The 21,369-nt window shown below is 67.7% G+C and carries 27 protein-coding genes and 1 other RNA gene; 16 read left to right on the forward strand and 12 right to left on the reverse strand.

What is annotated here, in order from left to right:
- Nucleotides 1–179: 179 nt before the first annotated feature.
- The gene (locus ACIQ1T_RS00130) at nucleotides 180–503 is read right to left on the reverse strand and encodes a DUF1476 domain-containing protein (RefSeq protein WP_395942458.1); all 324 of its coding nucleotides are present in this window, start codon (nucleotides 501–503) and stop codon (nucleotides 180–182) included.
- A gap of 293 nt (nucleotides 504–796) precedes the next feature.
- On the opposite strand from ACIQ1T_RS00130, the gene purC reads away from it, so the two are divergent.
- From purC to ACIQ1T_RS00160, 6 genes are all read left to right on the forward strand, one after another.
- Entirely contained in the window at nucleotides 797–1,555 is a 759-nt protein-coding gene (gene purC, locus ACIQ1T_RS00135) for a phosphoribosylaminoimidazolesuccinocarboxamide synthase (protein ID WP_395942459.1), read from the forward strand.
- Nucleotides 1,555–1,791 (forward strand): phosphoribosylformylglycinamidine synthase subunit PurS, encoded by a 237-nt coding sequence (purS, locus tag ACIQ1T_RS00140; protein WP_395942460.1) that lies wholly within the window; start codon nucleotides 1,555–1,557, stop codon nucleotides 1,789–1,791. The genes purC and purS overlap by 1 nt, the downstream gene beginning before the upstream one ends.
- Before the next feature lie 96 nt (nucleotides 1,792–1,887).
- Nucleotides 1,888–2,367, forward strand: a complete 480-nt coding sequence (locus tag ACIQ1T_RS00145; RefSeq protein WP_395942461.1) for a YbhB/YbcL family Raf kinase inhibitor-like protein — start codon at nucleotides 1,888–1,890, stop codon at nucleotides 2,365–2,367.
- 72 nt (nucleotides 2,368–2,439) lie between these two features.
- Entirely contained in the window at nucleotides 2,440–3,657 is a 1,218-nt protein-coding gene (locus ACIQ1T_RS00150) for an MFS transporter (protein WP_395942462.1), read from the forward strand.
- 296 nt (nucleotides 3,658–3,953) lie between these two features.
- Nucleotides 3,954–4,616 carry a phosphoribosylformylglycinamidine synthase subunit PurQ gene (gene purQ / locus ACIQ1T_RS00155; RefSeq protein WP_395942463.1) on the forward strand — a complete coding sequence of 221 codons (663 nt, stop codon included), beginning with the start codon at nucleotides 3,954–3,956 and terminating at the stop codon, nucleotides 4,614–4,616.
- Between the two features lie 31 nt (nucleotides 4,617–4,647).
- Complete coding sequence (locus ACIQ1T_RS00160) at nucleotides 4,648–5,478, forward strand: hypothetical protein (RefSeq protein WP_395942464.1); 831 nt, start codon at nucleotides 4,648–4,650, stop codon at nucleotides 5,476–5,478.
- 10 nt (nucleotides 5,479–5,488) lie between these two features.
- Here ACIQ1T_RS00160 and ACIQ1T_RS00165 read toward each other — a convergent pair whose 3' ends face one another.
- The gene (locus tag ACIQ1T_RS00165; protein WP_395942465.1) at nucleotides 5,489–5,671 is read right to left on the reverse strand and encodes a hypothetical protein; all 183 of its coding nucleotides are present in this window, start codon (nucleotides 5,669–5,671) and stop codon (nucleotides 5,489–5,491) included.
- Nucleotides 5,672–5,726: 55 nt separating this feature from the next.
- A complete protein-coding gene (locus ACIQ1T_RS00170) occupies nucleotides 5,727–6,119 on the reverse strand; it encodes a hypothetical protein (RefSeq protein ID WP_395942466.1) in 393 nt (130 codons plus the stop codon).
- A 121-nt stretch (nucleotides 6,120–6,240) separates the two neighbouring features.
- Between ACIQ1T_RS00170 and ACIQ1T_RS00175 the strand changes: the two genes are divergently transcribed.
- On the forward strand, nucleotides 6,241–7,038 hold the full coding sequence (locus tag ACIQ1T_RS00175) for a hypothetical protein (protein ID WP_395942467.1): 798 nt from the start codon (nucleotides 6,241–6,243) through the stop codon (nucleotides 7,036–7,038).
- Nucleotide 7,039: 1 nt separating this feature from the next.
- Here ACIQ1T_RS00175 and ACIQ1T_RS00180 read toward each other — a convergent pair whose 3' ends face one another.
- Both ACIQ1T_RS00180 and ACIQ1T_RS00185 read right to left on the reverse strand, forming a co-directional pair.
- Nucleotides 7,040–7,294, reverse strand: a complete 255-nt coding sequence (locus tag ACIQ1T_RS00180; RefSeq protein WP_395942468.1) for a Tat pathway signal protein — start codon at nucleotides 7,292–7,294, stop codon at nucleotides 7,040–7,042.
- A complete protein-coding gene (locus ACIQ1T_RS00185; protein ID WP_395942469.1) occupies nucleotides 7,294–7,428 on the reverse strand; it encodes a hypothetical protein in 135 nt (44 codons plus the stop codon). Before ACIQ1T_RS00185 ends, ACIQ1T_RS00180 begins: the two co-directional genes overlap by 1 nt.
- Before the next feature lie 346 nt (nucleotides 7,429–7,774).
- Between ACIQ1T_RS00185 and purL the strand changes: the two genes are divergently transcribed.
- The 5 genes from purL (at nucleotide 7,775) to ACIQ1T_RS00210 (ending at nucleotide 13,572) form a co-directional block, all read left to right on the forward strand.
- Nucleotides 7,775–10,003, forward strand: a complete 2,229-nt coding sequence (purL, locus tag ACIQ1T_RS00190) for a phosphoribosylformylglycinamidine synthase subunit PurL (RefSeq protein WP_395942470.1) — start codon at nucleotides 7,775–7,777, stop codon at nucleotides 10,001–10,003.
- Nucleotides 10,000–10,434 carry a DUF305 domain-containing protein gene (locus tag ACIQ1T_RS00195; protein WP_395942471.1) on the forward strand — a complete coding sequence of 145 codons (435 nt, stop codon included), beginning with the start codon at nucleotides 10,000–10,002 and terminating at the stop codon, nucleotides 10,432–10,434. Before purL ends, ACIQ1T_RS00195 begins: the two co-directional genes overlap by 4 nt.
- A 2-nt stretch (nucleotides 10,435–10,436) precedes the next feature.
- Complete coding sequence (locus ACIQ1T_RS00200; RefSeq protein ID WP_395942472.1) at nucleotides 10,437–10,937, forward strand: hypothetical protein; 501 nt, start codon at nucleotides 10,437–10,439, stop codon at nucleotides 10,935–10,937.
- 95 nt (nucleotides 10,938–11,032) lie between these two features.
- Complete coding sequence (locus ACIQ1T_RS00205; protein ID WP_395942473.1) at nucleotides 11,033–12,424, forward strand: cytochrome P450; 1,392 nt, start codon at nucleotides 11,033–11,035, stop codon at nucleotides 12,422–12,424.
- 71 nt (nucleotides 12,425–12,495) lie between these two features.
- A complete protein-coding gene (locus ACIQ1T_RS00210) occupies nucleotides 12,496–13,572 on the forward strand; it encodes a glycosyltransferase family 4 protein (protein WP_395942474.1) in 1,077 nt (358 codons plus the stop codon).
- Between the two features lie 4 nt (nucleotides 13,573–13,576).
- Here the strand turns inward: ACIQ1T_RS00210 and ACIQ1T_RS00215 are convergent, their stop codons facing one another.
- The 7 genes from ACIQ1T_RS00215 to ACIQ1T_RS00245 form a co-directional block, all read right to left on the reverse strand.
- Entirely contained in the window at nucleotides 13,577–14,398 is an 822-nt protein-coding gene (locus tag ACIQ1T_RS00215) for a YmdB family metallophosphoesterase (RefSeq protein ID WP_395942475.1), read from the reverse strand.
- Complete coding sequence (locus ACIQ1T_RS00220; protein ID WP_395942476.1) at nucleotides 14,395–14,817, reverse strand: PIN domain-containing protein; 423 nt, start codon at nucleotides 14,815–14,817, stop codon at nucleotides 14,395–14,397. The genes ACIQ1T_RS00215 and ACIQ1T_RS00220 overlap by 4 nt, the downstream gene beginning before the upstream one ends.
- Nucleotide 14,818: 1 nt before the next feature.
- Nucleotides 14,819–15,055 carry a type II toxin-antitoxin system VapB family antitoxin gene (vapB, locus tag ACIQ1T_RS00225; protein ID WP_395942477.1) on the reverse strand — a complete coding sequence of 79 codons (237 nt, stop codon included), beginning with the start codon at nucleotides 15,053–15,055 and terminating at the stop codon, nucleotides 14,819–14,821.
- A 31-nt stretch (nucleotides 15,056–15,086) separates the two neighbouring features.
- Nucleotides 15,087–15,644 (reverse strand): 5-formyltetrahydrofolate cyclo-ligase, encoded by a 558-nt coding sequence (locus tag ACIQ1T_RS00230; protein WP_395942478.1) that lies wholly within the window; start codon nucleotides 15,642–15,644, stop codon nucleotides 15,087–15,089.
- 72 nt (nucleotides 15,645–15,716) lie between these two features.
- Nucleotides 15,717–15,877, reverse strand: a non-coding RNA gene (gene ssrS, locus ACIQ1T_RS00235) — 6S RNA.
- 51 nt (nucleotides 15,878–15,928) lie between these two features.
- Nucleotides 15,929–16,249, reverse strand: coding sequence for a cell division protein ZapA (locus ACIQ1T_RS00240; RefSeq protein WP_395942479.1), 321 nt, complete (start codon nucleotides 16,247–16,249; stop codon nucleotides 15,929–15,931).
- Nucleotides 16,249–16,506 (reverse strand): hypothetical protein, encoded by a 258-nt coding sequence (locus ACIQ1T_RS00245; protein WP_395942480.1) that lies wholly within the window; start codon nucleotides 16,504–16,506, stop codon nucleotides 16,249–16,251. Before ACIQ1T_RS00245 ends, ACIQ1T_RS00240 begins: the two co-directional genes overlap by 1 nt.
- 138 nt (nucleotides 16,507–16,644) lie before the next feature.
- On the opposite strand from ACIQ1T_RS00245, the gene tkt reads away from it, so the two are divergent.
- From tkt to purT, 4 genes are all read left to right on the forward strand, one after another.
- Nucleotides 16,645–18,594: a transketolase gene (gene tkt / locus ACIQ1T_RS00250; RefSeq protein WP_395943095.1), complete on the forward strand. Its 1,950-nt coding sequence runs from the start codon at nucleotides 16,645–16,647 to the stop codon at nucleotides 18,592–18,594.
- A gap of 170 nt (nucleotides 18,595–18,764) precedes the next feature.
- Nucleotides 18,765–19,604, forward strand: a complete 840-nt coding sequence (locus tag ACIQ1T_RS00255) for an alpha/beta hydrolase (RefSeq protein ID WP_395942481.1) — start codon at nucleotides 18,765–18,767, stop codon at nucleotides 19,602–19,604.
- On the forward strand, nucleotides 19,601–19,993 hold the full coding sequence (locus ACIQ1T_RS00260; RefSeq protein WP_395942482.1) for a VOC family protein: 393 nt from the start codon (nucleotides 19,601–19,603) through the stop codon (nucleotides 19,991–19,993). The genes ACIQ1T_RS00255 and ACIQ1T_RS00260 overlap by 4 nt, the downstream gene beginning before the upstream one ends.
- A 5-nt stretch (nucleotides 19,994–19,998) precedes the next feature.
- Nucleotides 19,999–21,195, forward strand: a complete 1,197-nt coding sequence (gene purT / locus ACIQ1T_RS00265) for a formate-dependent phosphoribosylglycinamide formyltransferase (RefSeq protein WP_395942483.1) — start codon at nucleotides 19,999–20,001, stop codon at nucleotides 21,193–21,195.
- Nucleotides 21,196–21,369 lie beyond the last annotated feature (174 nt).

Here is a 21,369-nt window from a genome sequence, read left to right on the forward strand (position 1 = left end):
ATTTCAGTTCGACGGGATCGGGCTGAAACCAAATCTGTGCGCTCGTGTTCTTCAAGGGCGCGAGACGCACAGTACGCCGGGTGAGACATCCCCCAACGTCCCCGGCAAAAAAGAAAGGGCCGCACTTTCCCCCGGGTGCGGCCCTTTCGAATTTCAGGATCGGCCCGAAGACCGACGGCTTATTCGCCCGCGCGAATCTGTTCGCGGGCGATGGAGGCCAGTTCATCCATCTTGGAATAGATCTCGCCGTCCGACACGGTCAGGCCCGACCCCTTGAAATCGCCGGCGACCTTGCGGAACACGTCCTCGTCGCCCGGCTGCTCCATGTCGGCGCGCACAACGGCGGCGGCGTATTGTTCGGCGCTGTCCGTCGACAGGCCCATCTTTTCGGCGGCCCACAGGCCCAGCATCTTGTTGCGGCGGGCGATCGCCTTGAATTCCTGCTCCTGATCGAGGGCGAACTTGGCCTCGAAGGCCTTTTCCCGATCGTCGAAGGTCGTCATGTCGCTCAGCACAGCTCCGCACCCCGCTAACGTCGGGGCAAGCGCCGTCTATAGCCCCCCCGCGCCCGAACGCAACATGACTTCCTTCGCGGCCGCCCGGCTGTCCCCCGGTTTGAACCATCTTCAGGCCCCATCCTTATTTGTATCGGAGGCCGCGTTCGGCTAAGGAGACCCCGAACGAGATTGACTGCCCGAACGATTCCGAAACGCGCCGCCAGGACCGGGTCTTCCCCATCCACACATGGCCGCGCGATTTTTGTTTCTGGAAGGCGCCCGTAAGCCGGGACCGGAAGATGAACAGCAAGCGCAAGAAGATCTACGAAGGCAAGGCCAAGATCCTGTACGAAGGACCGGAGCCCGGCACCCTGATCCAGTATTTCAAGGACGACGCCACCGCGTTCAACGCGCAGAAGAAGGCGGTCCTCGAAGGCAAGGGCGTGGTCAATAATCAGATCAGCGAATTCATCATGTCCCGCCTGAACGGCATCGGCGTGACCAACCATTTCATCAAGCGCCTGAACCTGCGCGAACAACTGATCCGCGAAGTCGAGATCATTCCGCTGGAAGTCGTCTGCCGCAACATCGTCGCCGGTTCGATGAGCCAGCGCCTGGGCATCGAGGAAGGCACGCCCCTGCCCCGCTCGATCATCGAATTCTATTACAAGAAGGATGAGCTCAACGACCCGATGGTCACCGAAGAGCACATCACGGCCTTCAACTGGGCCTCGACCCAGGAGCTGGACGACATCCTGGCCATGACCGTTCGTGTGAACGACTATCTGTCAGGCATGTTCGGCGCCGTCGGCATCCAGCTGGTCGACTTCAAGATCGAGTTCGGCCGCATCTGGGAAAACGACTTCAGCCGCGTCATCCTGGCCGACGAGATCAGCCCCGACTCCTGCCGCCTGTGGGACTCCACCACCGGCGAGAAACTGGACAAGGACCGGTTCCGCCGCGACCTGGGCAATGTCATCGAAAGCTACACCGAAGTCGCCCGTCGCCTGGGCATCATGAAGGGCATGCCCACCGTAATTCAGGGAGGTCTGCACTAATGGCCAAGGTGAAAGTTCACGTCTTCCTCAAGCCCGGCGTTCTGGACGTCCAGGGCAAGGCCGTCGAAGGCGCCCTGCAGGGTCTGGGCTGGTCGGGCGTGTCGAACGCCCGCGTCGGCAAGCTGATCGAGTTCGACCTCGCCGGCGTCGAGGACCCGCAGGTCGAGGCCAAGAAGATGTGCGAGCAGCTGCTCGCCAATACGGTGATCGAAGGCTACCGCATCGAGGCGGCCTGACGCATTTCGCCTCTTCCCCACCTTCGCGGGGAAGAGGCGGTTGCATCCCTTTCCCACGCCCCTAGTTAAGCTGACGGCTTGATTGACGGAGCGCCCATGATCTTCACCCTCACCTCCACCGACATTCAGGACGGCGGCCTGCTGCCCGACGCACAGGTCCAGGCCAAAGGCAATGTCTCGCCCCAACTGTCCTGGACCGGCGCGCCCGAGGGGACCAAGAGCTATGCGATCACCTGCTATGATCCCGACGCTCCGACCGGCTCGGGCTTCTGGCACTGGACCGTGGCCAATATCCCCGCCGACGTGACCGAACTGCCGACCGGCGCGGGCTCGCCCGGCGGCGACCTGCCCAAGGGCGCTATCCAGGGCCGCACAGACTATGGCGCGCCCGGCTTCGGCGGCGCCGCCCCGCCCCCCGGCCACGGCCCGCACCGCTACATCTTCACCGTTTTCGCCGTGGACGTCGAAAGCCTGGATGTGAACGCCGACAATTCGGGCGCCATCTACGGCTTCAACCTGCATTTCCACACCCTGGCCAAGGCCTCGATCACCGCCACTTACGAAAACCACGGCTGATACAGTTGATCCTCCGGGAAGCGAGCCTATGTTGCGCCGCAGCATTGCCCTCCCTTCCCGGACCTCCCCGCCATGGCCACCAGCGGCGCCGTCGCCGATTCCGACATCGGCATTCATGAACCCATGGCCGCCGGAAAGGTGGCCCTGGTCCTGATCGCTCTGGCCATGGGCGGGTTCGCCATCGGCGTGACCGAGTTCGCGGCCATGAGCATCCTGCCCGACTTCGCCAAGGGTCTGGGCGTGGACGAACCGACCGCCGGCCATGTCATCAGCGCCTATGCCGCCGGCGTGGTCGTCGGGGCGCCGATTCTGGCGGTGCTGGGCGCGCGGTCGCCACGCTGGCTTCTGCTGATCGGCTTCATGGCCCTGTTCGCCGTCGGCAACGCCCTGTCGGCCCTCGCCCCGACCTACAACTGGATGCTGGTCTTCCGCTTCCTCAGCGGCGTGCCGCACGGCGCCTATTTCGGCGTCGCCGCCCTGGTCGCCGCCTCGACCGTACCGCGCCACCTGCGCACCCGCGCCGTCTCGACCGTGCTGATGGGGCTGACGGTCGCCACCATCATCGGCGTGCCTTTCGCCAATATCGTCAGCCACGTCTTCGACTGGCGCTGGACCTTCGGCATCGTCAGCATCCTGGCGGTCATCACCATGGTCCTGGTCGCCCTGTTCGCCCCGCGCGATCCGGCCCATATCGACGCCAGCCCCTTGCGCGAGCTCGGCGCCCTGAAGCACGCCCAGGTCTGGCTGACCCTGGGCGTCGGCGCCATCGGCTTCGGCGGCATGTTCGCCGTCTACGCCTATCTGGCCTCGACCCTGTCGGCGGTGACCGGCGCGGGGCCGGAGATCCTGCCCTGGGTCTTCGCCGTCTTCGGCGTCGGCATGTTCCTGGGCAATATCCTGGGCGCCTGGGCCGCCGATCGCATCGGTTTCCCGGCGGCGGGCGGCCTGCTGCTGTGGAGCGCCGCAGCCCTGGCCCTCTATCCGTTCGCGGCCTCCAACATCTGGGCCATGATGGTCGTGGTCTTCCTGATCGGCGGCGGCGGCGGCCTGGGTTCGATCCTGCAGACCCGGCTGATGGACGTCGCCGGCGACGCCCAGACCCTGGCGGCGGCCCTGAATCACTCGGCCTTCAACACCGCCAACGCCATCGGCCCCCTGCTCGGCGGCATGGCGGTGGCGGCGGGCTATGGCTGGACCTCGACCGCCTGGGTCGGCGTCGGCCTGACCCTGGGCGGCTTCGCCATCTTCGTCGTGGCCTGGTTGACGGGACGGAGCCGGCTGCAGGGCTGAACAGGGTCGTTCGCTCATGGTATCAGCAGCCATGGGCGAGGTGACAGAAACTCAAATTCTCGCCCTTCTGGTCACCATGGATCAGCAGTTGGGCGCCGTCGTCTCAGACACCGGCGTCAATCAGGAATGAGCCTCGATCTGTGCGCCTTCAGTTGCACGGCCCGAGCCGGGACATCGCCAACCTCCGCCAAATCTTGGACCGCCAGGACGCCCGCCTGGCCCGAATCGAGAATCGTCTCGGACTTCTCGAACCCACACGCTGACATTTCCCGAAAACGGTGCTAGAGCCCCGCGCCATGAGCGCAGCCGTCATCGTCTTCCCCGGTTCCAACTGCGATCGCGACTGCAAGGTCGCCGTCGAACGTTCCACGAGCGAGCCCGTGTCCATGGTGTGGCACGCCGAGACGGAACTGCCCAAGGGGCTGGACCTGATCGTCATTCCCGGCGGCTTCTCCTACGGCGACTATCTGCGCTGCGGCGCCATGGCGGCCCAGTCGCCGGTGATGCAGGCGGTCAAGAAGGCCGCAGACGACGGCGTCGCCGTGGTCGGCATCTGCAACGGCTTCCAGATCCTGTGCGAGGCCGGCCTGCTGCCCGGCGCCCTGCTGCGCAACAAGGGCCTGAAATATGTCTGCAAGCCCATCGCTCTGACGGTCGCCAACGGCCAGACCCGTTTCACCGCCGGCTATCAGGGCCAGCGCGAGGTGGTCATGACCCAGGGCAACGGCGACGGAAACTTCTTCGCCGACGCCGAGACCCTGGCCCGGATCGAGGGCGAGGGCCAGGTGGTCTTCCGCTACGTCGACAACCCCAACGGCTCGGTCAACGACATCGCCGGCATCCAGAACGCGCGCGGCAATGTGCTGGGCATGATGCCCCACCCCGACCGCGCCTTCGAGGCCGAGCTGGGTTCCGCCGACGGCGCCACCCTGTTCCAGAGCGTCTACGCGGCGGCTTGACGGCAACCGATAGTTGAAGCGAGATAAGCGTATGATACGCTTCCTCTCCGCATTCCTGATCCTTGTCCCGGCAGTCGCGCCGTCAATCGCTTTGGCTCAGGACGAATCGCCGCTCGACTGGTCATTGATCCGTATTCAGGACGCCGACACCATCGTCGCAACCCTCGAATTCACCAGTGGTCTGACCCTAGTCGCGCGATGCCAGACGGGCGTTTACGACCTCTTCGTCAATGGCCTGCCCGAAGTCTCGCGCAACAAGACCACGCGCGACCTCGCCATCCAGGTTGGCGACGAGGGAGAGCTGAAGACCACAGTCTGGACCGTCGGCAGCCAACGAACCGCCGCCTTCAGCCGTGTCCCTGCGATGGTCGCCCGAAATCTGGCCGAAGGCGGCAAGCTGCAGATCCTCGTCCCGGCCGAGCGCGAAGGTGGCCGACGCACGCGCTATGTCATGGATGTCGCGCCGTCGAGCACAGCAATCGAACAGACCTTGACGACATGCGGCAGACCCCTGATCGATCCGCGCGAGGTGCGTTCGGAAGAGATCGAAGGCAATGGTCAGGACGGTCTCCCTGACGCCGTCGCCTGGCGGACCGCCCCACGCCCATCCTTCCCGTCACCGGTCAACGGGCGGAGTCCACGAGAAGGCTACGCGGTATTTTCGTGCGTAGCGAAAGAGGATGGCGGTCTTACGGAATGCCAGACCGAGAGCGAACAGCCGGCCGGCTATGGACTGGGGCAATCGGTTGACCGCGCCCTGCCGCGCGCCCGGCTTCAACTGACGGAACAGGGCGCTGCCAGCGGCCGTCCGCTGGCGGGCCGAATGATCCTGTTCGCCGTGAACTTCAGAATGGCGAACTAGCCGAGTCGGCTCAGCCGTCGTTAGACGACTCGCCGTTCTCCATTTCCGGATCCTCGTCCTCAGTGATCACGCCGCCCGGCTCGCGCTGGGCGGCGAGTTCGCGCGCGCCGACGCCCTGGCCGTTCTCGATGGCGCGATTGGCCTCGACCTCGTCCGTCTCGAAGGTCGGGGTCGTCGTGGGTTGTTCGGCCATGGTCGTCTCCAATACGTCTGAATCACACAACCGATGGCATGATCGCCGGTTCCCCCTAACGACCGAGGAAGGGGTCCAGGCTCGCGCGAGACAGCGGCCTGAACACCAGGAACTGGCCGGCGACGGCGACCGTCACCTCGTGCGCCTGGGGCCGTTGGACCAGGACGGGATCGTCCAGCGAGACGGCCCTGCCCGAGGCGATGTCGCGCGCGTCTAGCGCCGGAATGATCCGCCGGCCGTTCCCCGTCGCCAACACCGCCAGGAAGCCGCGCACCTCGGCGGCCTGCTGCGGCGGCGTCTGCGCCTGGCGTACGCGGGCCCAGGCGGCCTGCGCCGTGGTCGTCATTATCGCCGTCGACGGAGTCGTCTGCGTCCGACCGGCGGCGGCGATCGAGCTCGCACCGGCGGCGACCAAACAGGCAAGCAGGATTCGGGCGACGTAGCTCATGGCCGGAAAGCCAGCACGTCTGTGAGCGCCAAGGCAAGCTTCACATTTCGAATCGCGCCGGTGAACCTTCCGGACGCCCGGCGCGTACTGACACCCTGAACAGTGTCGTATCGGAAGCCGCATGTCCTCCATCCTTCGCCCCACGCCGGCGCAACGCACCCGCCGCCTGGCCGTGCTGGCGGCCGCCGTCTTCGCCATCGCGGTCCCTCTGATCCAGAATCTGGCGGGTCTGGGCCTGACGCAGGCCGAGTTCGCCGCCGAAGGCGACGGCACGCTGCGGGTCGCCGGATACGCCTTCTCGATCTGGGGCCTGATCTATCTGGGCATCCTCGCCTACGCGGTCCGACAGGCCCTGCCCCAGACCGGTGAAAGCATCCTGGTCAACCGCATGGGCTGGCCTTCGGTCGTGACCTTCTTCGGCATCGGCTTCTGGATCATCATCGCCGCCCTGAACCTGAAGGTCGCCAGCGTCGTCATAATCTTCGCGTCGCTGATCGCCCTGCTGGCGCCGCTTCTGGCCTTGTCGCGCAGCATTCGCGCCCTGGGCCGGACCGAGCGCGACCGTCTGCTGCTGGTCTGGCCCCTGGCGGCGTTGGCCGGCTGGCTCACCGTGGCCGCGCCGCTCAATCTGATCACGACCCTGACCGCCCTTCAGGCTCTGCCCGAACTGTTGTCGCCGACACTCTGGGCCATGCTGGCGGTCGTCGCGACCGCCGGCGTCGCGCTCGCGGTCACCATGGCGCTTAGAACCCTCGCCTATCCCCTGCCTGCGGCATGGGGCCTGCTGGGCGCCTTCGTGGCGGAACAGACGGACAATCCGGCGGCGGCCTTCACCGCCCTGGCGGCGGCCGTCGCCCTGCTGGTCGGCGGGATCCTGCTGGTTTTCCGGCTGAAACCGGGCGTCGATCGCGCCGTCTGACCTATTCGCCTCGCAAGGGCGGGGTCACGGCCTCGTCCGGGGGTTGATGCTCCCCGTCGCCGACATCAAAGGCCCCGCTCTCGTCAAAGCCGACGCTGCCGACGCCGGTCGCCTGACCCGTCAGACGTTGTCGGCGGCTGGCCATGGCGGCCTCGGGCGCAGCCTGATCCAGTTCGCGCGTGGTGTCGGGATCGTTCGACCGATCCATCTGCTGTCCGCTTGCCGGGGTGACCTCGGTATGTGTGCTGGAACGCATCAGTCCGTCTCCTCCGGCTCATGTTCAGCCTCTTTTCCGGCCCGCTCGGCCATGGCGGAGGCGCCGGCGTCGTCGGCGGCGATGTCGGGTCCGTCATCCTCGGGCTCGGCGGATTCGGTTGGGGGACGGGTCATGATGAACCTCCGTGGCTGTGATCTGGAAAATGGGCCGCCGCATCAGCGGTTCCGGCCGCCTCGCAGATCGTGATCGCCATGTCGGCCCACGAGCGATTCTCACCCTTGAACAGCGGCGGCTTGCGCATCCCCGTCGGTTCGGCTCCGGCCCCGTTGGTGGTCAGATCCTTCCACTTGACGCCAGGTTGATGTCGAGCGCCTGGGGCAGGCCGCCCCCATCTGCGGGCCAAAGGCCCGGGCCATTCGCTCGGTATCGGGCGGATCGACGCCGAGACCCATGCCAGAACGCCCAAAATCCTGTCTGGAATGTAGCTTATCGGCCCATCAGTCGCTAGAAGGCCGGGCCATGAGCGCTCCTGAAAAGACCCCCGTCAAAACGATGGCCGAACTGGCCGCCGAATACGGCCTGGCCCCGAACGAATATCAGGTCGTCCTCGACCGGCTGGGCCGCGAGCCCAACCATGTCGAACTGGGCGTCTTCTCGGTCATGTGGTCCGAGCACTGCTCCTACAAATCGTCCAAGATCCACCTGGGCAAGTTCCCGACCACCGGCGAGCGCGTCATCTGCGGTCCGGGCGAGAACGCCGGGGTGATCGACATCGACGACGGCGACGCCTGCATCTTCAAGATGGAGAGCCACAACCACCCCTCCTACATCGAACCCTATCAGGGCGCGGCGACGGGCGTGGGCGGCATCATGCGCGACGTCTTCACCATGGGCGCGCGCCCGGTGGCCCTGTTGAACGCCCTGCGCTTCGGCGACCCGTCGCACGAGAAGACCAAGCGTCTGGTCACCGGCGTCGTCTCGGGCATCGGCGGCTACGGCAACTGCGTCGGCGTGCCCACCGTGGCGGGTGAGACCAATTTCCACGCCGGCTACAACGGCAACATCCTGGTCAACGCCATGTGCGTCGGTCTGGCCAAGTCGGACAGCATCTTCTACTCGGCCGCCCCCTCTGCGGGCCTGTCGGTGGTCTATTTCGGCTCCAAGACCGGCCGCGACGGCATCCACGGCGCGACCATGTCCTCGGCCGAGTTCGACGACGAGTCGGAATCGAAACGTCCCACCGTCCAGGTCGGCGATCCCTTCGCCGAGAAGCTGCTGATCGAGGCCACCCTCGAACTGATGGCCTCGGGCGCCGTCGCCGCCATCCAGGACATGGGCGCGGCCGGCCTGACCTCCTCCTCGGTCGAAATGGCCGGCAAGGGCGGCGTCGGCATCGAGCTGAACATGGACGCCGTGCCCCAGCGCGAAGAGGGCATGACCGCCTATGAGATGATGCTGTCGGAAAGCCAGGAGCGGATGCTGGCCGTCCTGAAGCCCGGCCGCGAGGAAGACGGTCACCGCATCTTCCAGAAATGGGGTCTGGACGCCGCCGTCATCGGCGTGACCACCGACACCGGCCGTCTGGTGCTGAAGCATCACGGCGAGACCGTCTGCGACGTGCCGCTTGCGCCCCTGTTCGACGACGCGCCCCTGTACGACCGCCCCTGGGTCCAGCCCGAGCTTCAGCCGAAACTGAACCACGCCGAGATCCCCGCGCCCGCGAACTGGGCCGATGCGGTGATGAAGGTCGTCGCCTGCCCCGACATGGCCTCCAAGCGCTGGATCTGGGAACAGTACGACCGCCACGTCATGGCCGACACCCTGCAGGACTCGGCCACCGGCGCCGACGCCGGCGTGGTTCGCGTCCACGGCACGGACAAGGGTCTGGCCGTCACCTCGGACTGCACCCCGCGCTATGTCCAGAACGACCCCTACGAGGGCGGCAAGCAGGCGGTGGCCGAGGCCTGGCGCAACCTGACCGCCGTGGGTTCGCGTCCGATCGCCATCACCGACAATCTGAACTTCGGCAATCCGCAGCGCCCCGAGATCATGGGCCAGATCGTCCGCGCCATCGACGGCATGGCCGAGGCCTGCCGCGAACTGGTCTTCCCGGTCGTGTCAGGCAATGTCAGCCTCTATAACGAGACCAATGGCGTCGCCATTCCGCCGACCCCGACCGTCGGCGCCGTGGGCCTGCTGTCCAACTATGACGTGGTCACCAACTTCTCGACCATGGCCGAGGGCGACGCCCTGGTCCTGATCGGCCAGACCCACGGCGAACTGGGCGCCTCCATCTATCTGCGCGAGGTTCTGGGCCGCGAGGACGGCGCCCCGCCGCCCGTCGACCTGAAGCTGGAGAAGCAAACGGGCGACTTCGTCCGCGACCTGATCGAGGCCGGCGAGCTGACCGTGGTCCACGACCTGTCCGACGGTGGACTGATCTGCGCCGCCGCCGACCTGGTCCTGGCCTCGGACGTCGGCGTGACCCTGGACGCCTCCAGCGCCGCCCACGCCCACATCTTCCTGTTCGGAGAGGACCAGGCCCGTTATCTGGTCGCCGTGCCCGACGCCGACGCCCTGATCGCCAAGGCGCGCGAGGCCGGTCTGCACGCCTCGATCGTCGGCCACGCCGGCGGCGACGCCTTCGCCTCCAAGGGCGACAAGGGCGACCTGTTCAGCATCCCCGTCGCCCATCTGCGCGAATGGCACGAGGGCTGGATGCCGGGCTGGCTGGGCGACGCCGCATGATCCGCGCCGCCCTGTCCGTCGCGTTTGTCGCACTCCTTGCGGCCTGCGACGGGGGCGGCGATCCGGTGCAGCAGGCGTTGCGCGACACGTCTGCCGCCAACCATGCGGCGGCGGCCCGCACCACGGCCGAGAGCCAGGCCAGCCACACCGGTCACGACAAGACCGGCCCCACACACGGCGACCGGGCCTTCGCCGCGTCCGAAGCCGAGATGCACGAGAAGATGGCCGCCGCATCCGGCCAGACCGTCGATCAGGCCTATGTGGCCAAGATGATCGCCCACCACGAAGGCGCCGTCGCCATGGCCCAAGTCGCCCTGCGCGACAGCCGCGACCCCGAAATCCGCCGCATGGCCCAGGTCGTCGTCGACACTCAGACACGCGAGATCGCCGAGATGAAGGCCTGGGCGCCGACCGTCCCTCCGGCGAACTGAACTTGGCCAAGGGATCATATCGCGACGGCGGAAAGCCGGCGGGTTCCACCCGTGCCAAGGCGACGCCGGCGGGACGCTCCCGAGCGCAGAAGCCTGAGCGGCCCGTCGGACGCACGCCGTCCAAACCTTCGCAGATCACGAGAGACGAACTGAAGCATTTCGCCTTTCGCGATCGCGCCAAGGAGGCGTTTCTGGACGAGCTCGACCCTCTGCTCCGCGCCTGTTTCAAGAGCGGCTTCACCAGGCCCAACGAGGTCGCCGGCCTCCTGAACAAATCGGGGAAGAAAACCGCCTGCGGCCAACCGTGGACGCCTCACCTCGTCTGGGGTCTTCAACGCTTTCTGTTCGAGCGGCGCGAAAAGCGCAGAGCCTCTCAAACGGGCCCTGCGGCGGCGGCTCCGGTGTTGAAGCCTGCGGTCACAAGCCAACGCGCGAAGGATTTGGCCGCTGAGGATATGGCGCGGCTGCTCGGCGCCATCAGCAGGGCGTCGCCTTCCCGTTGAAGTTGCGCTGGCCCATGCATGAACGCATGCGCTATATTAGGCGTTTCAGGGACGGTGCGCCCGGCTGAACCGGCGATTTGCACAGGGAGCGTCTGATGGACGCGACGACCGCCGACACCGTCTTCCGCCCCGCCGTGCCGCCGCGCCGCACGGGCGGCCCCCTGCCGCTGCTGCCCTTCCTCTGGATCAGTTGGCGCGACCCGATCCGCATGTGGTCCGAGCGCCACTTCACCGAGCCCCAGCTTCACGGCGACAGCGCCTTGGGCGAGATCCTCGTGGTCAGCCACCCGGCCGGGGTCCGCCATGTCCTGACCGAGAACGCCGCCAACTATGTGAAGGGCGACCTGCAGCGCCGGGTGCTGGGGCCGATGCTGGCAGAAGGCCTGCTGCTGACCGAGGGCGAAACCTGGCGGCGCGCCCGCCGCATCCTCGCCCCCCTGTTCACCCCGGCCAAGATGGCCACGCTGAATGCGCGTATGGCCGAGGTCTGTCGCGCCCGCGTCGCCGCCTGGTCCCTGTCGGCCCACGGCCGGGTGCTGGACGTGGACAGCGAGATGTCCGGCCTGACCTTCGACATCCTGTCCGCCACCATGTTCTCGGGCGAGCTGGGCGGCGAGGCGCGGGACTTCGAGCGGAACCTGAACCAGTTCCTGGCCAACGGCGCCCGCATCGACCCGCTGGACGTGCTCGGCGCGCCCGACTGGGCCCCACGCCTGGGCCGCTTGGCCAGCCTCCGGTCCGCCCGCTTCTTCGAACAGCGCGTCACCCGTCTGGTCGAGGCCCGCCGCACCCGGATCGAGACCGGCGACGCCCCGCCCGACGACCTGCTCAGCGCCCTGCTTCTGGCCCGCGACGACAACGGCGGTCCCGGCCTGTCCGATGCGGAGGTCGCCTCCAACATCCTGACCTTCATCCTGGCCGGGCACGAGACCACGGCCCGCGCCCTGGGCTGGACTCTGCACCTGCTGTCGCGGCAGCCCGAATATCTGGCCCGGCTCCAGGCCGAGGCCGACGCCTTCGACGTCTCCGATCCGAAATGGGCGGAAGGCTTGCCCTGGACCCGCGCCGTGCTGGAGGAGACGATGCGCCTGTTTCCGCCCGCGCCGACCATGGCCCGCAAGGCCCTGGCGAACGACGAGATCGGCGGCCAGCCGATCAAGGCCGGCGCCACCGTCATCATCTCCCCGTGGATCCTGCAGCGGCACAAACTGCTGTGGGACGATCCCGACGCCTTCAGGCCCGAACGCTTCCTGCCCGAGAACCGCAAGTCCGTGGACCGCTACGCCTACATCCCCTTCAGCGCCGGCCCCCGCGTCTGTATCGGCGCCGCCTTTGCGATGCAGGAGGCGATGATCGCCCTGGCCGCCATCCTCCGCGCCGCCGAGGTCGAGCCCCTGACCACGCTCGAACCCCGCCCCGTCCACCAGATCACCCTGCGCAGCCGCGAGCCCATGCGATTGAGGCTGAGAGCCCGCAGGCCGTCCTGAGGCGAACAAGGCCGTCGCGGTCGTCCGCCAAACCGCCTATGGATTGCGACCTTTCTCACTGGACCCGTCCCTTGCGCACCGCCGTCCTGCTTCCTCCGGGATGCCTCTTTTCCGAGGCCCAGCCGAACTCCATGGAGACGGTGGTCCGCACCCTGGCCGGCGCCGACCAGAGCGACGAGACCCGCATCTTCTGCTGCCAGGGCGCGGACGATCATAATGCGCCGGGCGTCGACGCCCTGCCGGGCGGGCGAGGACGGATGCAGGCTCTGATCGAGCGGCTGCGCGCCTTCCAGCCGGATGTGATCGAACACCATCAGCAAGTGAAACAGGCGCTGACGGTCCAGAGCGCCTTTCCCGACAGGCCCCATCTGCTCTATCGCCACAACGCCCTGAAGCCTCCGGGCCACCGCCTCGACCGCTGGCGTTACGACACCCGCTACCGGCGCATAGACGGCTTCGTTTTCGTCAGTGCCGCCGAAAGCGCCGCCTTCGCGCAGACCTTTCCGCGCCTGGCCGACCGCGCCTTCGCCGTGCCCAACCCCATCGACGCGACCGCCTGGCTCGCCGCGCCCGAGGACCGCCGCCCCGTCATCGCCTTCGCCGGCCGCGCCATGGCCGAAAAGGGCGTGGATGTCCTGTGCGCCGCCCTGCCCGCCGTGCTGGACGCCCATCCGGACTGGCGCGCGGTGCTGATGCTGAACGACTGGGACCGGCACGCCGCCTGGGCGACGCCCCATATCGCACCGCTGGCCCGCTATGGCGACCGGGTCGAGGTGCTGAAGTCCGCCCCCCTGGCCGAGGTGCGCCGCCGGATGCAGTCGGCGGCCATCGCCCTGGCGCCTTCGGTCTGGGACGAACCCTTCGGCCTGACGGCCATCGAGGCCCATGCGGCCGGCGCCGCCCTGATCTCGTCAGGGCGCGGCGGCCTGCGCGAGGCCAGCGGCCCTCACGCCCTCTATGTGGACGAGATCACGCCTCAGACCCTGGCGGCGGCGATGGAGCGGCTGATCCGCGATCCGGCCGAACGCCTGGCCCTGTCGAGCGCAGCCCAGACCCATGTCCTGCAAGCCCATACGCCCCAGCGCCGGGCGGCGGACCTGCGACAGGTCCGCCAGACGGTGATCGAACGGCGAAGAACCGCCGCCTGACGCCTCAGACGACCGGGATCGCCTGGCTCAGACGTCCACCGACCCGGATCGGTTCGACCCGCGTGGCCAGCCCTGTCCGGTCGTCGGTCTCGACGAAGACGCCGCAGATCGTCGCGGGACCGGACGCCGGCATATAGCGCCCGCCCGAAATGCGGGTGGTGAACCGGCGCAGCGGCTCTTCCTTCTCATTGCCGATAACGCTGTCGTAGTCGCAGCAGCCGCCGGCGTCGGTCTGATAGGCCGTGCCGCCGGGCAGGATCTGGCAGTCGGCGGTCGGAACATGGGTGTGGGTGCCCACCACCAGAGAGGCGCGCCCGTCGCAGAAATGGCCCATGGCCATCTTTTCGCTGGTGGCCTCGCAATGCATGTCGACGATGACCGCGTCGGCGACGGCGCCCAGGGGCGCGGCCGCCAGTTCGCGCTCCACGGCCCCGAACGGGTCGTCCATCGGATCCATGTGCACCCGCCCCAGCACGTTCATCACCAGGACGGTGCGGCCCGTGTCGGTCTCGAACAGATTGGCCCCGGCGCCCGGCGCATCCATCAGGCGCGGATAGTTGGCCGGCCGGATCAGGCGCGGCTCTCGCACGATATAGGTCAGGGCCTCGCGCTGGTCCCAGGAGTGGTTGCCCAGGGTCAGGCAGTCGGCGCCCGCCATGAACAGCTCGCGCGCGGTGTTCTCGGTGATGCCGAACCCGCCCGCCGCGTTCTCGGCGTTGATGACCACGAAGTCGAGCTTCAGGTCGCGCTTCAGGCCCGGAAGATGGTCGCTGATCCCGTCACGGCCGGACTTGCCGATAACATCGCCGAAAAACGCCAGTCTCATTCTTGTACGCCTTGTCCCTGGCCAAGCCAGTTTTCTACCCGCAGCCCCTCGACACGCGAGAACTCCCGGACGTTCGCCGTCACGACTGTGAGGCCGAGGCTGCGCGCCTGGCCGGCCAATAGAGTATCCAACGGCCCGATCTTCTGGCCGCTTCGTTCCAGAGTCGCCCGAATATCCGCAGCATGGGCCGCCGCCTGCTCGTCAAAGTCCAACAGATCCAGACGCGCCCGAAACCTCAGCAACTCATCATGTCGCAAGACAGGATTTTGCGATTTGGCGACACCGACAAGCAGTTCGGTCAGTGTGACCGTGGACATCGATATCCGGCCCACAGCCTCGGAAAACCTGTCGCGCAGATCCGGCCCGCGACGACGCAGAACATGGATGCAGATATCCGCATCAAGCAGATAATCCGTCACCTCAGAAAGGCTCGCGTTCCGGCCATTCGCCTTGCGGCTCGCGATCCGGCCAGTCCGGGATGCCGGGCCGGTCGAAGAAATCGTCCCACAGGGCGTCGACCGGCACCAGGCGCAGACTCTTGCCCTCCTTGATGACGCGTAGCTCCTTCACATCGTCGGGAAAGGCCACGGCCTTGGGCAGCCGCACGGCCTGCGAGCGATTGGACTTGAAGACTGTGGCTTTCAGGGGCGCGCTCATGGCGTCGCTATCGACCCGATGCAGGCATATGTCAATGGGATATACCTAAAGACGCCCGATACCCAGCCTCGGTCAGCACCCCGTGTAGCGGCACGTCATGGTCTTCCAGCGCCAACCGCTCGACCGCCTGTCCCGCATAGGCGAAACCGATCCGCACCACGTCCGGCCGCGCCGCGAAGGTCCGGTCGTAATAGCCGCCGCCCTGCCCCAAGCGTCCGCCAAACCCGTCGAAGGCCAACAGGGGCGTCAGGATCAGATCGGGCTCGACGACCTCGGCCAGCGGCAGGGGCGCGGGACAGCCGGCGGCGTCCAGTTCCAGCGGCTCGCCCGGCGACCAGGCGCGGAAGATCATGGGGGCGTCCCGTTCCAGCACCACGGGCAGGCACAGCCGGCGGCCGGCGGCTTCCAGCACCACGCCCAGGGCGTCCGTATCCAACTCCGAGCCCATGGCGCGATACAGGGCGACGGCCCGGCCCTCCGGCAGATCATCCGCGTGATCAGCGGCGCGGCTCGCCGCCAGCGGATCGGCCTCGGCCAGACGTTTGCGCAGCGCCCGCGCGGCGGAACGGGCTTCGGACTTGTCGGACATCGGACGCTCGGCTGGAGCGCGTCAGACGCGCCGGACAATGGCGAAAGACGGGGCGGAAGGAAGGGGGAAGGTGGCGGCGCCGCGCGAACCGTGAAGAACGTTTAAATCCTCTCGACCTGGGTAGCCAGGTGGGCTCCATATGCCCAGGCCCTCGAGCCCGGACAGGGACAGATCCCGTAGAGTGAATTAAGGTCAGAAGGATATGTTGTCTTCGACGTGAGCCGCAGCAGGACCCGCCGTTTGACAAGATAGTCCCTTGCCCGCCTCGGCGCCAGTGGCGCCCGTCAGATGTTCTGGGCGATCTTCTCGATACGGGCGGCGACCGCGTTCAGCGCCTCGGCCACGCCATCGGTCGAGGCCGGGGCCTGGGCCAACGAAGCCGGGCCGGCCACGCCGCCGTTCAGCCGCGCCTCGTGCAGTTCGTCCGACAGGATCAGAGCCGACATCAGAAACAGCCGCAGATCCCCGACATGGCCCACGTCCTGGGCCACGGCCCGGACCTGGTTGTCGAATTGTTTGGCCAGGATGCGGACCCGCTCCTCCTGCCCGTCGGCGCAGCCCACCGCATAGGGGCGGCCGTTCACCTCCACCGTCACCGTCGCCATCAGCCGGCCTCTCTCTCGGTTTCCGCCAGCACCTCGCGCACGGCCTCGGCCGCCCGGGCAAGCGCATCCGACGCCTCGCGTCCGGCGGCCTCCAGCTCGGCCACCCGCGCGGGATCACCGACCTTGGGCGCGAACAAGTCGTCGTCAGCGATCGGCGGGGCCGAGGCGGGACGGGCCTTCAGCTCCAGGATCTTGCGTTCAAGTTCGGCCAGGGCCCTGTCGATACGGGCCCGTGCGGCCGTGGTGGCGTCTGCCATCGGTCGCTCCTTCAAATTGCGTATAGAACCCGAGGACGCGCCGGGGTAAAGCGGCGCCGCCCCTGAATCTCTGTATCGTCCGAAAGGTCTTTCCCCGTGACCGACGCCAAATCCGCACCCAAGGCCACTCCCGAGCAGATGGCCAACGCCATTCGCGTCCTCGCCATGGATGGCGTCGAAAAGGCCAAGTCGGGTCACCCGGGCATGCCGATGGGCATGGCGGACGTCGCCACGGTCCTGTTTTCCAAGTTTCTGAAGTTCGACGCCAGCCGCCCCGACTGGGCCGATCGCGACCGCTTCATCCTGTCGGCCGGCCACGGCTCGATGCTGATCTACGCCCTGCTGCACCTGACCGGCTACAAGGCCGCGACCAAGGAAGAACTGTCCAACTTCCGTCAGTGGGGCTCCAAGACCGCCGGCCACCCGGAATACGGCCATATGCCCGGTGTCGAGGTCACCACCGGCCCCCTGGGTCAGGGCCTGGCCACCTCGGTCGGTTTCGCCCTGGCTGAACGTCACCTCGCCGCCAAATACGGCGACGACCTGGTCGACCACCGCACCTGGGTCATCGCCGGCGACGGCTGCCTGATGGAAGGCGTGTCCCAGGAAGCCATCGCCCTGGCCGGCCGCCTGAAGCTGAACAAGCTTCACCTCCTGTGGGACGACAACGAGATCACCATCGACGGCAAGGTCTCCCTGTCCGACGCCACCGATCAGAAGGCCCGCTTCAAGGCCGCCGGCTGGGCGGTCAAGGCCGTCGACGGCCACGACCTGAAGGCGATCAAGTCCGCGATGCAGTGGGCGACCCGCCAGGACAAGCCCACCCTGATCGCCTGCAAGACCAAGATCGGCAAGGGCGCCGCCACCATGGAAGGCAGCCACAAGACCCACGGCGCCGCCCTGGGCGCGGCCGAGATCGCCGCCACCCGCCTGGGCATGGCCTGGGATCACGACCCCTTCGAAATGCCCAAGACCATCGCCGAAGCCTGGCAGAAGGTCGGTCGTCGCGGCGCCAAGGACCGCAAGAAGTGGGAGGCCCGCCTCGCCGCCTCGGGTCAGGCCGCCGACTTCACCCGCGCCATGAAGGGCGACCTGCCGGAATCCGCCTTCGACGCCCTGAACGCCAAGATCGCCGAACTGGTCGAGACCAAGCCCGCCCAGGCCACGCGCCAGTCCTCCGGCGCCGCCCTGGACCAGGTCTTCGCCGCCATCCCCGAACTGATCGGCGGCTCGGCCGACCTGACCGGTTCGAACAACACCTTCGTCGCCGGCACCCCGATCCTGGACGCCCCGACCTATGAGGGCCGCTACGTCAACTGGGGCATCCGCGAGTTCGGCATGGCCGCGGCCATGAACGGCCTGGCCCTGCACGGGGGCGTCATTCCCTATGCCGGCACCTTCATGGTCTTCTCGGACTACAGCCGTCCGGCCATCCGCCTGGGCGCCCTGATGGGGGTCCGCGCCATCCACGTCCTGACGCACGACTCGATCGGCCTGGGCGAAGACGGCCCGACCCACCAGCCGGTCGAACATCTGGCCGCCCTGCGCGCCATCCCGAACCTGAACGTCTTCCGCCCCGCCGACACGATCGAGGCGATGGAATGCTGGCAGATCGCGCTCCAGTCCAAGACCACCCCGTCGGCCATGGCCCTATCGCGCCAGAAGACCCCGGCCGTCCGCACCGTCGCCGCGACCGAAAACCTGTCCGCCAAGGGCGCCTATGAGATCAAGGCGGCTTCGTCCGAGGCCAAGGTCACCCTGTTCGGCACCGGCACGGAACTGGCCCTGGCCCTGAAGGCCGCCGAAACCCTGGAAGCTGAAGGCGTCGCGACCCGCGTCGTCTCGGTCCCGTCGTTCGAGCTGTTCGAACAGCAGGACGCCGCCTACCAGGCCTCGGTCATCGGCCGCGGCACGATCCGCGTCGCCGTGGAAGCCGCCATCAAGCAGGGCTGGGAACGGTTCATCGGCGAGGACGGCGCCTTCATCGGCATGACCGGCTTCGGCGCCTCGGCCCCGGCCGAGGTCCTGTACGACAAGTTCGGCATCACCACCGAAGCCGTCGTCGCGGCCGCCAAGGCGCGGCTGTAACAAACCTGCCCTTCTCCCATTGGGAGAAGGTGGCCCGAAGGGCCGGATGAGGGTCGGGCGGCAGGCCAGTTCGCACCGTCCGACCCTCACCCTTTCGCGCAAGAACGACGGCTCCGCCGCCGTGCGCTCAAGCCCTCTCCCGGCGGGAGAGGGAGACGTGTGGAGCCCCGATGAAATCCGCCCTCCTCGGTCTTCTTCTGGCGCTCACCGCCCCTCTGGCCCACGCCCAGACCGCACGACAGACCCCCGCCCCCGTCGAAACCCCCATCGTTATCGGCCGCTCCTACGCCCTGCCCTCGACCGTCATGGGCGCGACGCGCGAGATCAACGTCTGGCTGCCCCCCGGCTACGCCGACAGCGGCAAGACCTATCCCGTCCTCTATGTCCTCGACGGCGGTCAGGATCAGGACTTCCACCACATCTCCGGCATCGCCCAGTTGGGCACGGTCGTCGGCACCACCCGCGACGTCATCGTGGTCGGGATCGCCTCGGTCGACCGCCGCAACGAACTGGCCCTGCCGACCACCGATTCCGACCTGATCGCCCGCTACCCGACCCAGGGTCAGTCCGAACGGTTCCGCCTCTTCCTGCGCGACGAGGTCCAGCCCTTCATCCAGTCCCGCTTCCGCACCAGCGGCGAGACGGCCCTGATGGGCGAATCCCTCGCCGGTCTGTTCGTGGTCGAGACCTTCCTGAAGGAGCCGACGATGTTCGACGCCTATGTCGCCGTCAGCCCCAGCCTGTGGTGGGACGGCGGCGTCCTGGCGCGCCAGTCGGGCGCCCATCTGCGCGACCAGTCCAACGCCCCGCGCACCCTGATCCTGACCCTGGGCGACGAAGGCCCGGAGATGCAGGCGCCGATGGACGTCCTGACCGGAAACTTGCGCGACTTCGCCATGCCGGGCGTGACCTGGAGCTTCACGCCCCGCCCGACCGAGACCCACGCCACCATCTACCACGGCGCGGCCCTGGACGCCTTCCGCCGGCTCTATGCGGTCCCGGCTCAATGAGCCGCATCGGACTGATCAGCCTGCTGGTCCACGACTATGACGAGGCCGTCGCCTTCTATGTCGGCAAGCTGGGCTTCGATCTCAGCGAGGACACGGACATGGGCGGCGGCAAACGCTGGGTCCGCGTCACGCCCAAAGGCGGCGAGACCGGCCTGCTTCTGGCCCGCGCCACGACCGACGCCCAGAAGGCCCAGGTCGGGAACCAGGCCGGCGGCCGCGTCTGGCTGTTCCTCGAAACCGACGACCTGATGCGCGACCACGCCGCCTGGCTTGCGGCCGGCGTCGTCTTCCGCGAAACCCCGCGTCACGAAGCCTATGGCAAGGTGGTGGTCTTCGAAGACCTCTACGGCAACGCCTGGGACCTGATCGAACCCGCTACCGGAGCCTGACGCCCATGAAACTCGGCACCCCGCTTTCCGACACCGCCGTCCGCGTCATGCTGCTGGGCTCGGGCGAACTGGGCAAGGAGGTCGCCATCGAGCTTCAGCGGCTGGGCGTCGAGGTCGTCGCCGTGGACCGCTATCCCAACGCTCCGGCCATGCAGGTCGCCCACCGCAGCCATGTCATCCCGATGACCGATCCTCAGGTTCTGAACGGCCTGATCATGGCCGAGGCCCCGCACATCATCGTGCCCGAGATCGAGGCCATCGCCACCGAGATCCTGGCCGATATCGAGGCCGCCGGCCTGGCCCGCGTCGTCCCCACCGCCCGCGCCGTGCAACTGACCATGAACCGCGAGGGCATCCGCCGCCTCGCCGCCGAGGAGTTGGGCCTGCCGACCAGCCCCTACGCCTTCGCCGGCTCGGCCGAGGAACTGGCGGCAGGCGCCGAGACGGTCGGCTATCCCAATTTCGTCAAGCCGGTCATGTCCTCGTCCGGCAAGGGCCAGTCCTTCGTCGAGAGCCCGGACCAGATCGCCGACGCCTGGACCTACGCCCAGGAAAGCGGCCGCGTCGCCGGCGCCCGCGTCATCGTCGAGGGCCGGATCGACTTCGATTTCGAGATCACCCTGCTGACCGTCCGCTCGCTGGACGCCGAGGGCGCGACCGTCACGTCCTTCTGCGCCCCCATCGGCCACCGCCAGGTCAAGGGCGACTATGTCGAGAGCTGGCAGCCCCAGGCCATGACGCCCGCCGCCCTGCAATCGGCCCAGGACATCGCGCGCAAGGTCACCGAGGCCCTGGGCGGCCTCGGAGTCTTCGGCGTCGAACTGTTCGTCAGGGGCGACGAAGTCTGGTTCTCGGAAGTCTCGCCCCGCCCGCACGACACCGGCCTGGTCACCCTGGCCAGCCAGACGATGAGCGAGTTCGCGCTCCACGCCCGCGCCATCCTGGGCCTGCCGGTCGATGTGTCTCAGCGCGACCCGGCCGCCAGCGCCGTCATCTACGGCGGCCTGGAAGCCCAGGGCGTCGTCTTCGAGGGCGTCGCCGAGGCCCTGTCCGTCCCCACCGCTGACCTGCGCCTGTTCGGCAAGCCCGAAGCCTATGAGCGCCGCCGCATGGGCGTCGCCACTGCTCGCGGCGCCGACACCGACGAAGCCCGCGCCCGCGCTCGCGAAGCCGCAGCCCGGGTCAAGGTCGTCCGGAGCTAGGATTCCCCCCCCCTCTCCCGTCGGGAGAGGGCTTGAGCGCCCGAGAGCGCAGCGATCGGTCTTCGCGCGAAAAGGTGAGGGTTCGCCCGTGGGCCTGGCCCGCCGCCGGTCCCTCACCCGGCCCTGCGGGCCACCCTCTCCCACCGGGAGAGGGAAGAGGCGTGCGAGGTTTCT

The sequence above is a fragment of the Brevundimonas sp. genome (genome assembly GCF_044336875.1).
Lineage (GTDB): Bacteria > Pseudomonadota > Alphaproteobacteria > Caulobacterales > Caulobacteraceae > Brevundimonas.